Below are 14,049 nucleotides of genomic sequence, written 5' to 3'. Positions count from 1 at the left end.
TGATCCGAATATGTGGTGTTTAAATAAGAATATAGAATCTTTTATTTATAAGTCTAAGGCTTTGTTATTTGTCTTAGGCATTGTGTATGCTTCCGCTTTATTCGGTCAAAACGAGACTAATTATTGGTATTTTGGTGAACGCTCCGGATTATACTTTGAGTTACAGGAAAACGCACAGGTATTATTTAATGGCAATATGGTAGCAACTGAAGCCTGCGCTACCATATCAGATATAGACGGTAATCTGCAATTTTACACTAACGGAACAAATATATGGGATCGTACACATAACATAATGATCAATGGCGTACTAACTGGTACTTTGGGAGGAGGTGTTGGCCCCGGTGGAGTTACTCCTGACACCTTGCTAAATGTTATTATTGTACCCATTGCCGAACAAGCTAATATCTATTATGTGTTTACGGTTTCTTCTTCTACGGGATTAAGCTACTCCGTTATTGATATGAGCCTGAATAACGGACTGGGAGCAGTAGTAAGCAAAAACACAAGATTATTAACGGGAGAGGGCGTAGGTAAATTATCTGCAGTTCACCATGCAGATGGTAAATCAATTTGGTTAATGACAACTAAAGCTAATACAAATGATGTGTATACTTCCTTTTATGCTTATAAAATAAATACTGACGGCACCATAGATCCTCCTGTAATTACAGATAATTTGTCCTTTAAAGGTGTGCAAAAAGGTGTTATGAAGTTTTCTCCAAATGGCAGAAAAGTGGCCTGTGCCAATTACAGACCCATGTCTCATAATGATCATTTAGCCGTTTTTGATTTTAATCCTCAGGTAGGTACGGTAAGTAATAGGAGGAATTTATTAACGTCATTTGTGTTTTTTGAAGTGGTGTCGGCCTATGGTGTTGAGTTCTCTAATGATTCAAAATACTTATATGCTTCATTGGTCAGGCAGGGGATTTATAATCCGGGAACTGATGATAATTTTGAACCGGATACTAATAGAAACAATCTGTTGTATCAATATGACTTGAGTAGTATGAATCCTCAGGAGTATGCAACTTCTTTACATGAGGGTTTCAGTGATTTAACTGCGGCCGGTTTGCAATTAGCTAAAAATGGCAAAATATATAGGGCTCTGGCCATAAGTGGTAATCAGGGAACCCCATTTTTAGGGGTGATAGAATCTCCCGAGATTTTAGGCGTAGGAGCTAACTACCGGCACAATGCCGTTAATTTGAGCCCTAACCAATCCAGGCTGGGCTTGCCCAGTTTTATTCAGTCTTATTTTAGGACAAGAATTTTGGCAGAAAATATTTGTTTGGGAGAGCCTATGGCATTTGAAGTAGATACCTATGCGGGAATTATAGCAGCTGTCTGGGATTTTGGAGATGGTAATACTTCTAATGACATAGCCCCGAAACATAGTTATGGCTCTGGCGGAAGTTATGAAGTCACCGCCACCATTACAATTAATGATAGAGAAATTACTGTTACAAAAAAAGTAAGGGTATTTCATTTGCCTGAATTAAATGATAACCAGGAGCTTGTGCAATGTGATAATGATACAGACGGCATTTCTACATTCAATCTAAACAACATACAAAGTAAAATAACAGATATAGCACAGAACGAGGCTCTGTATTTCTATCATACGCGTAATGATGCTTTGCAAGATGTAAACCGAATTGTCAATCCGGATAGCTATACTAACAGTGTGCCAAATGAAGAGATCTTTATCAGGGTGGTAAATCAAAATGATTGTTTTGCAGTAGCTTCTTTTTTTATAAGGGCCGTTTTTGTAGACCTGGGAACCATTGATGCCATGTACGCATGTGATAACTCAGATTCAGATCCTGAAGACCAAAAAGGTATTTTTGCCCTGGGGTTTAAAAAGAATGACATTAGAGATGACATTAGCCTGTCGGCTGACACAAGACTCCGGTTTTTCCCGACGTTGCTTGATGCTCAAACTACTAAGAATGAAATATTGGAACGGTTTTATACTACAGAATCCACAACCATTTGGGTGAGGGCAGAAGAACCCGATTTAACTTGTAGTGGCATGGCGCCAATTGATTTGATCGTGAATGATGCTCCCGTTATTTCAATAAACGAGGATTATTTAATATGTCAAAATCAACCCGTTGCATTGAGCGGCGACAGTTCTAACGATCGGTTTGAATGGCTTGATGATACCGGAGTTATTTCTACTCAAAGCGCACTCAGTTTTAGTGAACCCGGAACATTTACACTAATAGCTTACAAAACAGAAAACGGGATAGAGTGTTCCAATTCAAGGACCTTTACCATTAATAGGACGGATATTCCGGTATTCAGTAACATTGAAGTGCAGGAAGTGTCCCAAAACAATCATACGATATCCGTGGCTGTAGATGGTGGTGGTGCCTATGAGTTTTCTATAAATGGTATGGACTATTTCGATGCTTCCACCGGGACCTATGATTTCAATAATATTCCGGCCGGTACGCATACCGTTTATGTTAGAGATGTGAATCAATGTGAACCTACCATACAGGAAGAGGTTAATATTATTGGCTTTCCAAGTTTTTTTACGCCGAATAATGATGGTATCAATGATTTTTGGGAAATAAAAGGGTTGGATTCCAATGCTTATGATGAGGTTACCGTAAGCGTGTTTGACAGATATGGTAAATTAATAGTTATTCTCAATACGGCCAATAATTTTAGATGGGATGGCACCTATAAAGGTTACTTGGCACCACAAAACGATTATTGGTACGAAGTTATTTATAGTACCGGAGCCATAGACCGTGGGCATTTTTCGCTTATCAGGTGATTAAAAATTTCTCAGAAGTTACAATCTTTTGTGTGTCAGAAGTACCATTGTAAATGTAAGAATTTGTATCTTTCTAGTTCTAAATCTACCATTTAAATGGCTAACAATAAGGAACTGGAATTGGCATGGCAGTTTGTGAATCATACAAACCGCTCCATTTTTTTAACCGGAAAGGCAGGAACCGGTAAAACCACGTTTTTGCACCGTTTGAAAATGCACAGTTTAAAACGTTTGGTGGTAGTGGCGCCAACGGGTGTGGCTGCCATTAATGCCAAAGGAGTGACCATCCATTCGTTTTTTCAGATGCCTTTTGGCCCAATCTTACCTGATACTGATTTGAATAACAGTACCGGATTTAACCGAAAGTTCAGCAAGACCAAGATCAATATTATTAAATCCATGGACTTGTTGGTTATTGATGAGATCAGTATGGTGCGTGCCGACCTGTTGGACGGTATTGACAGAACCTTACGCCGGTTTAGAAATCGCAATAAGGTGTTTGGCGGGGTGCAATTGCTTATGATTGGCGATTTACAACAATTATCACCGGTAATAAAAGAACAGGAATGGGCTTTATTACAGCACGTTTATAAAAACGGGTTCTTTTTTAGTAGTAAGGCATTTGCCCAATGTAATGCCATTACCATTGAATTAAAGCATATTTACAGGCAGGAAAATCCAAAGTTTATTGAGATACTGAATGCCATAAGAAATAACACCCTTAATGAAGAAGTAGCTGTCGAATTGAACCAAAGGTATATCCCCGATTTTCAGCCGGAACCTGATACAGGCTATATTTCATTAACCACACACAATAACAAGGCTGAGGCCATAAACAGGATGGAACTGGAGAAATTGACCTCCAAAACCAGTATTTATATGGCCGAAGTAGATGGTAAGTTTCCGGAGTATGCCTATCCTAACAAAGAAAGGTTAGAGTTGAAAGCAGGGGCGCAGGTCATGTTTATAAAAAATGACAGTAATCCGGAGAAACGTTATTTTAATGGGAAGATAGGCAAGGTAATTCATTTGGATGCAGATGAGGTGGTGGTGCATTGTCCGGAAGATGATTTTAATATTATTGTAACGCCCGAAATTTGGGAAAATATCAATTACTCGGTGGATCCGGATACCAAAGCCATTACAGAAGAGAAAATAGGATCTTACACCCAAATACCGTTGCGGCTGGCCTGGAGTATTACCATTCACAAGAGTCAGGGGCTGACTTTTGAAAAGGCCATTATTGATGCCGGAGCTGCTTTTGCACACGGGCAAACCTATGTGGCACTTAGCAGGTGCAAGTCTTTAGAAGGCTTGGTATTAAAGAGTAAAATTCATGCCAGCCAGATTATAAGTGACGGGCATGTAGAACGTTTTAATGAACAGGTTGAAAAAGAGGCGCCCAATGAAACGGTTTTAGCAGATTCACAAAAAGATTTTCAACTGGATTTAATGGCCGACATATTCGATTTTTACGGATTTCTGCACCCGGTAAATCGTATCCTGGATATTTATTATAAAAACAGAACGGTGGTTGAAGGTCCCGTTGAAATGGTCTTTTTGCCTGTAAAAGATTGTATTGCCAATTTTGTAAAGGTTGGTCACGGGTTTCATGCGCAATTGAAACAGTTGTCTGAACGGGAAGGTTTGGCCGAAACAAGTGATTTGATCCAGGAACGCTTTAAAAAGGCCATCGCCTATTTTAAAGCTGAAATGGAAGTGAAGCTGTTGAAGCCTATAAAAACCTTTGTGTTTACTACGGATAACCAGGCTGTAGGCAAGGAAATAACCAAACATTTGGATGCTTTTGAGGAATTGCTCCTTGTAAAAGTGGCCTATTTTAAAGGCTTGACGGATGGCTTTAAACCAAAACAATTCTTAGAGTTACGGGCTAAATCGGTATTTATAACTAAAGACAAACCAAAGAAACCCAGAAAAACGGTTATTGACGGCACCAGTAATGTGGAACTTTTTGAAAAACTACGTATACTAAGAAATGATATTGCACAGGAAAACGATTTGATTCATTATCAAGTTTTTACGCAAAAAGCCCTGTATGAAATGTGCGAAACCCTGCCTACCAACAAAAAAGAACTGTTAGCGGTTAACGGGATGGGAAAAACCCGGGTTGAAAAATACGGTGCTCCTATTTTAAAAGTGATCAGGACTTATTGTGAGGCACATGATATAGAAACGTCTACAGATGTTGATATTTTTGAAGCCCCAAAGCCGAAGCGAAAGAAAGGCGATACTAAAAAGGAGTCTCTGGCAATGTTCCGGGAAGGCAAATCGATTCAGGAAATAGCTGATTTACGTGAGTTGAATGCTAATACTATTTTTGGGCATTTAGCGAGTTTTATCCCGGGTGGTGAAGTAAAGATCACGGATTTAATGCCCGTTGCCCATTATGAAGAATTAAAAGTGTTGATTCCCCAAAAAGAGTTTGAGAATTTATCTGATCTAAAACACCAATTGGATGAAAAATACAGCTATGGGGAGTTGCGTTTGGTGTTGGAGGTGTTAAAGTAAAGCTAAAACACAATTATAATGAGATTCTGAAATACTGAAACAAGTTCAGCACAGGCAAGTTCAGAATGACAAAATTAATCTCTTAAAATACTCCTCGAAATCACAATCTTCTGAATTTCACTGGTGCCTTCGTAGATCTGGGTGATTTTAGCATCACGCATCAGGCGCTCCACATGGTATTCCTTTACAAAGCCATTACCACCGTGAATTTGTACGGCTTCAACGGTGTGCTTCATAGCAACTTCCGAGGCGTATAATTTGGCCATGGCGCTGGAACGGTCGTAATTAGCACCGGCATCTTTATCGGTGGCAGCTTTCATAACCAATAGCCTGGCGGCTTCTATTTCGGTGTACATATCGGCTAATTTAAACGCGATGGCCTGGTGATTGGAAATTTCGGTGCCAAAAGCTTTGCGTTCCTTACTGTATTTTAAAGCCAATTCATAAGCACCCTGGGCAATCCCCAGCGCTTGTGCCGCAATACCTATACGGCCCCCTGACAAGGTTTTCATGGCGAATCTAAACCCGGAACCATTGGCGCCGATTCTATTTTCTTTAGGGACTTTGACATCATTAAATTGTAAGGTATGCGTATCACTACCTCTGATCCCCAGTTTGTCTTCTTTAGGACCAATATCAAAGCCTTTCATGCCTTTTTCTACAATAAAAGCATTGATCCCATGGGACCCTTTATCTTTATCGGTTTGTGCAATGACCAAATAAATATCAGCACGTCCACCATTTGTGATCCAGTTCTTTGTGCCGTTCAATACATAGTGATCGCCCTTATCTATAGCCGTGGTTCTCTGTGATGTGGCATCACTGCCGGCTTCCGGTTCGCTTAAACAAAAGGCGCCTAATTTTTCGCCGGCAGCCAAAGGCGTTAAGTATTTTTCTTTTTGTGCTTCCGTTCCGTAAGTTTCCAGGCCGTAACAAACCAGGGAATTATTTACCGAAACCATCACCGATGCCGAAGCATCAATTTTGGAAAGCTCTTCCATAATAAGTACATAGGAGATGGTGTCCATACCGCTACCGCCGTATTTGGGGTCTACCATAACGCCCATAAATCCTAATTCGCCCATTTTTTTAACTAACGTATCAGGGAATTCCTGTTTATTGTCGCGTTCAACAACGCCCGGAAGTAATTCGGTTTGTGCAAACTCTCTGGCTGCATCCCTGATCATGATATGTTCTTCTGAAAGCTTAAAATCCATAATCCAGATAAATTATTGATTTATTAAAAAATAATAGCAAATATAAATATTTGATGCGATATTTTTAACGAATATGTCTATTTTTGTTTAATATGATAAAATCAAGCTATAATATTATAGGGGTGATGTCCGGAACGTCATTAGATGGTATGGACTTAATTCATGTAGTTTTTCAGTTTGATACTACCTGGAAATTTAAAATCGAATGCGTTGAAACCGTTCCTTATACAATCGAATGGAAAACGATTTTAAAAGATCTGGTGAACGTTTCAAAAGAAGCACTACAGCAAATTGATGAAGATTATACTACGCATTTAGCAACCGTCATTAAAGATTTTATCAAAAGCAATAATATCACTGAGATAGATGCTGTTTGCTCACACGGCCATACGGCTTTGCACCGGCCGGAGAAAACATTAACCTATCAAATCGGGAATATGCCGCATTTGGCAGCTTTATTAAATCAAAGGGTGGTTTGCGATTTCAGGGTACAGGATGTCGAGTTGGGCGGACAAGGGGCGCCTTTAGTCCCCATAGGCGACGAACTATTGTTTGCAGATTATGATTTTTGTATGAACCTGGGCGGGTTTGCCAATATTTCTACTAAAATCGATAATAAACGCATAGCCTATGATATTTGTCCGGCAAACATTGTGTTGAATCATTATGTGAACAAACTTGGCCTTGAGTATGATGACGGAGGACAATTGGCAGCAAAAGGCAGCATTAATGCCGACCTGTTACAACAACTTAATGCGTTAAGCTTTTATAAAGCATCACCGCCTAAATCGCTGGGATTGGAATGGGTATGCGACCATGTGTTTCCGTTAATTGATGCTTATGAAAGTCATATGAATAATGTATTAAGGACCTTTGTGGAACATATGGCCATTCAGATATCCGAAAGTGTTTCGGGAAAACCGAATAGTTCCGTGTTTATAACCGGTGGGGGTACTTATAACACGTTTTTAATTGAAAGGATTAAAGCACTTTCCAACAACAAAATTGTGATCCCTTCAAAGGCTATCATAGAATTTAAAGAGGCCCTCATCTTCGGGTTTTTAGGGGTTTTAAAGCTTAGAAATGAAACCAACTGCTTAGCGAGTGTTACCGGTGCCTCCAAAGATCACAGCTCCGGTAAAATATACCTGGCCTCAAAAATAATTCAAAATTAATATTTAAGCCCTTAAGTTTTTTATATTTGTTACTTTGATCAAAAAGAATTCCCTGAGGCTTTGTCTCGGGGTTTCCGTTGAAATTGTCATTCCCGTGCAGACGGGAATCTAAAAAAGCATTTATATACTATGACGCAACTTTAGCTACACCTGGTTCCATATTTTCAGATCCCCGGATTTTAGGCTATAAGTTGAATTATTGATATATAAAATGAAAGAATTATTAAAACGATACGAAAACAAAAAACCAGAAATAGTTTTTAATTGGAAAGATTCCAAAACAGATGCAGAAGGATGGGTAGTGATCAACTCTTTAAGGGGCGGTGCCGCTGGTGGCGGAACACGCATGAGAAAGGGCCTGGATATGAATGAAGTGTTGTCATTAGCAAAAACTATGGAAATTAAATTCACGGTTTCGGGGCCGGCTATTGGCGGTGCTAAATCGGGAATCAATTTCGACCCGAAAGATCCGGGGAAAAAAGGCGTATTGGAACGTTGGTATGCGGCCGTTTCCCCTTTGCTAAAAAGCTATTACGGTACCGGTGGCGATATGAATGTTGATGAAACTCATGAGGTCATCCCCATAACAGAGGAAAGTGGTGTCTGGCATCCGCAGGAGGGTGTTTTTAACGGCCATTTTAAACCTACCGAAGCTGATAAAATAAACCGGATTGGTCAGTTAAGACATGGTGTTATCAAAGTTCTTGAAAACCCTGTGTACTCGCCGGATATTTCCAGAAAATATACTGTTGCAGATATGATCACGGGTTTTGGCGTGGCCGAAGCCGTGAAGCATTATTATGATATTTACGGTGGTAATATTAAAGGGAAGCGGGCTGTAGTTCAGGGCTTTGGAAATGTTGGGGCGGCAGCAGCGTTTTATTTGTCCCAGATGGGAGCCAAAATAGTAGGCATCATAGATATAGCCGGAGGCGTGATCAATGAAGACGGTTTTTCCTTTGATGACATATGTCATTTTTTTCTAACCAAAAAGGGCAATACATTAGCGGCCGGCGATATGATGCCTTTTGAAGAAGCTAACAAACGGATTTGGGCCATTAACACCGAGATTTTTGCTCCGTGTGCAGCTTCGCGCTTGATCACCATTCATCAAATAGATGAAATGATCGATAGCGGTTTGGAAGTGGTATCCTGTGGTGCCAATGTACCCTTTGCCGATAAAGAAATACTTTTCGGGCCCATTATGGAGCACACCGATTACCGGGTGAGTTTGATCCCGGACTTTATTTCCAACTGTGGTATGGCCCGGGTGTTTGCCTACTTTATGGAACGTAAAGTACAAATGACAGACGAAGCAATTTTTAACGATACATCAAATACAATTAAAGAAGCCATTGAAAAAGTATATAGCAAAAATCCGTCTAAAACGGGGTTGAGTGCTACTGCTTTTGAGATTGCATTAAACCAACTTATTTAAATTAACATATGGAGGCAGTAATTATTTTAGTTTTCGTAATGGGCTATTTGGCCATTACCCTTGAACACAGTATAAAAATAGATAAATTAATTCCTGCCCTGGTCATGATGGCCATATGTTGGGCCTGTATTGCGCTTGGTCTCGAGACATTCCCGGAATGGTTTGATTCCGGCAAACATGCGCTTTTAGAGAATTTCGGATTGTTGGAACATGAAGAGAAGACGCACCTGATGGAAGAAACCCTATTGCATCATTTAGGGAAGACTTCGGAGATTTTAGTGTTCCTTTTAGGCGCCATGACCATCGTTGAGATCATCGATTATTTTGATGGGTTTGCCACTATCAAAGGATTTATAAAAACGAAGAAGAAAACAAAGATCCTGTGGATATTCTCCGTTTTGGCGTTCATTCTTTCGGCTATCATTGATAATTTAACGGCTACGATCGTACTTGTTTCCATTCTTCAAAAAATAGTCAGAGACAGAAATACAAGAATCTGGTATGCAGGTTTGATCATCATAGCGGCTAATGCCGGTGGTGCCTGGTCTCCTATCGGTGATGTTACCACCACCATGTTATGGATTGGTAAAAAAGTAACCACCGGAAATTTAATTGCTTATTTATTCATCCCATCATTTTTCTGTATGGCCGTACCGTCTTTAATAGCATCGTTCTTACCGGCGTTCAAAGGCGATCTGGATATTGAAGAAGCTGAGGAAAAACCAAAATCAAGATTTAGCTCAACCATGCTTTATTTAGGATTGGGAGCCATTGTTTTTGTACCGATCTTTAAAATGATAACGCATTTACCGCCGTATGTAGGTATGATGTTGTCTCTAGGTGTTGTGGCCATTTTTGCTGAAATATACAGTAGTTCTAAATTCAGTTTAACAGAGGTGGATTCTACTGAAAGTGATGCGCATGCCCACCACAGTCCGGTGCATTACTCCTTGTCAAAAATAGAGTTACCGAGTATCTTATTCTTCTTAGGGATATTGATGGCCGTAGCTGCTTTGGAATCGTTAGGCATTCTGTTTGGTGCTGCCGATTGGTTAAGAGCCAGCACGCCGCAATTAGGAACGGAAATAGAAGCAGGAGGTGTATCGGATCTGGTAATTATGTTTTTAGGTGTTGGTTCGGCCGTTATTGATAATGTGCCGTTAGTAGCCGCCAGTTTGGGGATGTTCTCTGAGCCCTTAGATCATCAACTTTGGCATTTCATTGCCTTTTCAGCAGGTACCGGTGGTAGTATGTTAATTATTGGTTCTGCTGCTGGTGTTGTTGCCATGGGTATGGAAAAAATTGACTTTTTCTGGTACTTACGAAAAATATCCTGGTTAGCCCTGATAGGCTTTGTTGTAGGCTCTGCAGTATTCATGGTTATGAGAGGCATCCTGTAATTATTTTTTGCCATATTTAGCATTTGGTCTAATAATTGTTTGTCTGGTTTTCATCAAAAACTATTTTTGTTATACTTTAACAAAAAAAGTAACGTTATACAGTTGCAATAAATTTATATTATATGCTAAACCTATTTTTAACCCTACAAAATGCTCAGGAAGGAGCTGAAACACTTGCTGAAGGAGAATCAGTTGAAAAAACCCTTTCAATCATTGAACTAATAACCAGTGGTGGTGCAGCGGGACAAGTTATTATAGCTATTCTGTTTTTACTGCTGGTATTTGCCACTTATATTTATTTTGAAAGGCTTTTTGCCATAAAAGCAGCGTCTAAGGTGGATTCAAACTTTATGAATCAAATCAAAGATTATGTAAGTAATGGTAAAATAGATTCGGCACAAGTATTATGTGCCCAGGTAAACACGCCGGTATCAAGATTGATTGGAAAAGGCATCACCAGGATAGGGAAACCACTGGCTGATATTAATACTACTATTGAAAATGCCGGACGTTTGGAAATTTACGGACTGGAAAAGAACGTAAGTATTTTGGCTACTATTTCAGGAGCCGCACCAATGATCGGATTTCTTGGTACGGTTGTTGGAATGATATTAGCAATATTTGAATTGGCTAATGCCGGAGGTTCCATCCAGATGGATGTATTGGCAGGCGGATTGTATACGGCTATGACCACCACAGTTGGCGGTTTAATTGTTGGAATTGTAGCTTATATGGCCTACAACCATTTAGTAGTTAGAACCGACAAAGTGGTGTATCAGATGGAAGCTAATTCGTTAGAGTTTTTAGATCACTTAAACGAACCTACATAGTATGAACTTTAGAGGAAGAAATAAAGTTACGCCGGAATTCAGTATGTCGTCCATGACGGATATTGTATTTCTGTTATTGATCTTTTTTATGATTGCTTCCACGCTCGTTTCTGCAGAAGCTATTGATCTGTTGTTACCTAAATCGTCCAGTAAGACCACGCAGGTTAAAAACATATCGGTGAGCGTCAATAAAAAGCACCAGTATTTTGTGGATTTGAAAATGGTACCCAAAAGCCAGTTGGAAGACGCCATTCTTACGGCTATGCAAGGAAGCACGACATCTTCAATAACCATAAGGTCCGATCAGGATGTGGAGATGAAACACGTGGTTTATATCATGGATATTGCCAATAGAAACAGAATAAAATCTACTTTGGCGGTTAAGGCCACCAGGTAATTTTATAGTATTTAGAGGTTCTGAATAAAGTCATTAAAGATGAAATATTTTAAAACAAAACACGAAAAGGACTCAGCAAAAATAACAGTGCTGATCAATTTGATTTTGTTGTTACTGATCTTTGTGATAGGACCTCAATATATGGATCCGCCAGAAGAGTACGGTGTGGCGGTTAACTTCGGGAACTCAAGTGTAGGTCAAGGTAGGGTACAGCCTAAAAAACCTGTAAAATCGGAACCCAAAGAAATAAATGAACCTCCACAACCGGATGTATCCAAATCCGAACCTACCAAAGCTGAGGAAGTAAAAGAAGAGGTTTTAACCCAAGAAGATGAGGAAGCCATAGCTATAAGAAAACAGAAAGAAGCTGAGGCTAAGGCTAAAGCCATAGCAGAAGCAAAAGCAAAGGCTGAAGCGGAACGCATAGCAAAAGAAAAGCGGGAGCAAGAAGAGAAGAAGAAGAAATTGGATGCTTTAATCGGAGGTGTGAGCAAATCTGAAGGTTCGGAAACAGGCAGTGAAGGAAACGATAATCGAGCCGGTGATAAAGGGCAATTGGATGGCGATCCGTATGCCCCCAGTTATTTTGGAGGCCCCGGGTCAGGAAGTGGCGGTGTTGGTTATGGTTTAAACGGTAGAGGGCGTGCCACCTATAAAACCATGAAACAGGATTGTAACGAATCCGGTATGGTAATCGTTAGGATCGTTGTGAACAGAAATGGTAATGTCATAGAAGCCACTCCGGGTGTAAAGGGGACGACCAACACGGCCCAATGTCTGCTGGAACCTGCAAAAAAAATAGCCTTGTCCCATAAATGGCGTCCGGACTCTAAAGCGCCTGCAAAACAGATCGGTTTTGTAAAAGTGAATTTCAAATTAGGACAATAACTAATGACGTATCAGGATACACTGCATTGGATGTTTTCTCAACTGCCAATGTATCAACGTCAGGGAAAGTCCGCTTACAAAGCAGATTTAAATAATACTTATTTATTGGCAGATCATTTAAACGATCCGCATAAAAATTTCAGATCTATTCATGTGGCCGGTACTAACGGCAAAGGATCCACGAGCCATATGCTGGCATCCGTTCTACAGGAAGCCGGTTATAAAGTGGGATTATACACTTCACCTCATTTAAAAGACTTTAGAGAGCGTATTAAAATTAACGGGCAGGTTGTAAGCAAACAATTTGTGATAGAGTTTATTAATAGGAATAAGGCCTTTTTTAAAGCAAATCAGCTGTCTTTTTTTGAAATGACCGTGGGTATGGCATTTGAATATTTTTCAGAGCAGCAAGTAGATATTGTTGTGGTTGAAGTCGGGCTGGGTGGCAGGTTAGATTCTACCAATGTTATAACACCGGAAGTTTCGGTAATCACAAATATAGGGTTGGATCACACTCAGTTTTTAGGGGATACCCTTGAAGAGATCGCTGCTGAAAAAGGGGGTATTATTAAACCGGGAATTCCTGTTGTGATCGGTGAAACCCAAAATGAAACAAAGGCCGTTTTCAAGAAACTGGCCCAACAACATGATTGTAAAATAACTTTTGCCGATAAAGAAGTAGAGACTGTTTTAGAAAGTGATCTAAAGGGCTGCTATCAATCTAAAAATATTAAAACGGCTATTCAGGCTATAAAAGAATTACGGCTTAAAGGCTACACCATATCTGATGCTGACCTAAAAAAAGGGTTGTTACATGTTATTGACAATACCGGGTTGCTAGGGCGTTGGCAGGTTTTAAACCATAAACCGAAAGTAGTTTGCGACACAGGGCATAACAGGGAAGGGTTAACACACCTGATGGAACAAATATCAAAAGAAACCTTTAAAAGCCTGCATATGGTTTTCGGTGTTGTGAATGATAAGGATCTAAATACCATCATAGACTTATTGCCAAAAGCGGCGACTTATTATTTCTGCAAGCCAACAATTTCCAGGGCATTACCTGCTGAAGATCTGAGGCAATTTTTTAATGATCACGGACTTTTTGGAAATAGTTATAATTCAGTAAATGAGGCTTATACGGCAGCCTTAGATAATTCGTCTCCGGAAGATTTTATATTTATTGGAGGGAGTACATTTGTGGTGGCAGAAATAATTTAATTTTTTTCAAAAAAGTTTTTGCAGAATTAAAAACTAGGTTATATTTGCAGTCCAATTTAGAGGGCGCGTAGCTCAGTTGGTTCAGAGCACTTGGTTTACACCCAAGGGGTCAGGGGTTCGAATCCCTTCGCGCCCACAAGGCTTCCAGAAATGGGAGCCT

The 14,049-nt window shown here is 39.9% G+C and carries 10 protein-coding genes and 1 tRNA gene; 10 read left to right on the top strand and 1 reads right to left on the bottom strand.

Annotated elements, in window-relative coordinates; genetic code table 11:
• The first annotated feature begins 10 nt into the window (after positions 1–10).
• Positions 11–2,794 (top strand): T9SS type B sorting domain-containing protein, encoded by a 2,784-nt coding sequence (locus Q0983_RS12920; RefSeq protein WP_299553901.1) that lies wholly within the window; start codon positions 11–13, stop codon positions 2,792–2,794.
• Positions 2,795–2,890: 96 nt separating this feature from the next.
• A complete protein-coding gene (locus tag Q0983_RS12915; protein ID WP_299553899.1) occupies positions 2,891–5,323 on the top strand; it encodes a helix-turn-helix domain-containing protein in 2,433 nt (810 codons plus the stop codon).
• A 74-nt stretch (positions 5,324–5,397) separates the two neighbouring features.
• Here the strand turns inward: Q0983_RS12915 and Q0983_RS12910 are convergent, their stop codons facing one another.
• Positions 5,398–6,540 (bottom strand): acyl-CoA dehydrogenase, encoded by a 1,143-nt coding sequence (locus Q0983_RS12910; RefSeq protein ID WP_299553896.1) that lies wholly within the window; start codon positions 6,538–6,540, stop codon positions 5,398–5,400.
• A gap of 92 nt (positions 6,541–6,632) precedes the next feature.
• Between Q0983_RS12910 and Q0983_RS12905 the strand changes: the two genes are divergently transcribed.
• The 8 genes from Q0983_RS12905 to Q0983_RS12870 all read left to right on the top strand — a co-directional run bounded on the left by Q0983_RS12905 (position 6,633) and on the right by Q0983_RS12870 (position 14,025).
• Complete coding sequence (locus Q0983_RS12905) at positions 6,633–7,715, top strand: anhydro-N-acetylmuramic acid kinase (RefSeq protein WP_299553893.1); 1,083 nt, start codon at positions 6,633–6,635, stop codon at positions 7,713–7,715.
• Positions 7,716–7,926: 211 nt separating this feature from the next.
• Positions 7,927–9,153: a Glu/Leu/Phe/Val dehydrogenase dimerization domain-containing protein gene (locus tag Q0983_RS12900; RefSeq protein ID WP_299553890.1), complete on the top strand. Its 1,227-nt coding sequence runs from the start codon at positions 7,927–7,929 to the stop codon at positions 9,151–9,153.
• A gap of 8 nt (positions 9,154–9,161) precedes the next feature.
• Positions 9,162–10,553 carry a sodium:proton antiporter NhaD gene (nhaD, locus tag Q0983_RS12895; protein ID WP_299553887.1) on the top strand — a complete coding sequence of 464 codons (1,392 nt, stop codon included), beginning with the start codon at positions 9,162–9,164 and terminating at the stop codon, positions 10,551–10,553.
• Positions 10,554–10,675: 122 nt separating this feature from the next.
• Positions 10,676–11,383: a MotA/TolQ/ExbB proton channel family protein gene (locus Q0983_RS12890; protein WP_299553884.1), complete on the top strand. Its 708-nt coding sequence runs from the start codon at positions 10,676–10,678 to the stop codon at positions 11,381–11,383.
• 1 nt (position 11,384) lies between these two features.
• Positions 11,385–11,780, top strand: a complete 396-nt coding sequence (locus Q0983_RS12885; RefSeq protein ID WP_299553881.1) for a biopolymer transporter ExbD — start codon at positions 11,385–11,387, stop codon at positions 11,778–11,780.
• A gap of 39 nt (positions 11,781–11,819) precedes the next feature.
• A complete protein-coding gene (locus Q0983_RS12880) occupies positions 11,820–12,668 on the top strand; it encodes an energy transducer TonB (RefSeq protein WP_299553878.1) in 849 nt (282 codons plus the stop codon).
• Between the two features lie 3 nt (positions 12,669–12,671).
• A complete protein-coding gene (locus tag Q0983_RS12875; RefSeq protein WP_299553875.1) occupies positions 12,672–13,889 on the top strand; it encodes a folylpolyglutamate synthase/dihydrofolate synthase family protein in 1,218 nt (405 codons plus the stop codon).
• Positions 13,890–13,950: 61 nt separating this feature from the next.
• Positions 13,951–14,025: transfer RNA gene (locus tag Q0983_RS12870), tRNA-Val, on the top strand.
• Positions 14,026–14,049 lie beyond the last annotated feature (24 nt).

This window comes from Seonamhaeicola sp. (assembly GCF_028281565.1).
Lineage (GTDB): Bacteria > Bacteroidota > Bacteroidia > Flavobacteriales > Flavobacteriaceae > Seonamhaeicola.
The sequence above is the reverse complement of the archived record's forward strand: the minus strand, read 5'-3'. Positions and strand labels throughout refer to the sequence as shown.

Bases quoted from the DNA above. Each gene is read 5' to 3' on its own strand.
- Q0983_RS12920 (WP_299553901.1), top strand. From the start codon at position 11: ATGTGGTGTTTAAATAAGAATATAGAATCTTTTATTTATAAGTCTAAG.
- Q0983_RS12915 (WP_299553899.1), top strand. From the start codon at position 2,891: ATGGCTAACAATAAGGAACTGGAATTGGCATGGCAGTTTGTGAATCAT.
- Q0983_RS12910 (WP_299553896.1), bottom strand. From the start codon at position 6,540: ATGGATTTTAAGCTTTCAGAAGAACATATCATGATCAGGGATGCAGCC.
- Q0983_RS12905 (WP_299553893.1), top strand. From the start codon at position 6,633: ATGATAAAATCAAGCTATAATATTATAGGGGTGATGTCCGGAACGTCA.
- Q0983_RS12900 (WP_299553890.1), top strand. From the start codon at position 7,927: ATGAAAGAATTATTAAAACGATACGAAAACAAAAAACCAGAAATAGTT.
- nhaD (WP_299553887.1), top strand. From the start codon at position 9,162: ATGGAGGCAGTAATTATTTTAGTTTTCGTAATGGGCTATTTGGCCATT.
- Q0983_RS12890 (WP_299553884.1), top strand. From the start codon at position 10,676: ATGCTAAACCTATTTTTAACCCTACAAAATGCTCAGGAAGGAGCTGAA.
- Q0983_RS12885 (WP_299553881.1), top strand. From the start codon at position 11,385: ATGAACTTTAGAGGAAGAAATAAAGTTACGCCGGAATTCAGTATGTCG.
- Q0983_RS12880 (WP_299553878.1), top strand. From the start codon at position 11,820: ATGAAATATTTTAAAACAAAACACGAAAAGGACTCAGCAAAAATAACA.
- Q0983_RS12875 (WP_299553875.1), top strand. From the start codon at position 12,672: ATGACGTATCAGGATACACTGCATTGGATGTTTTCTCAACTGCCAATG.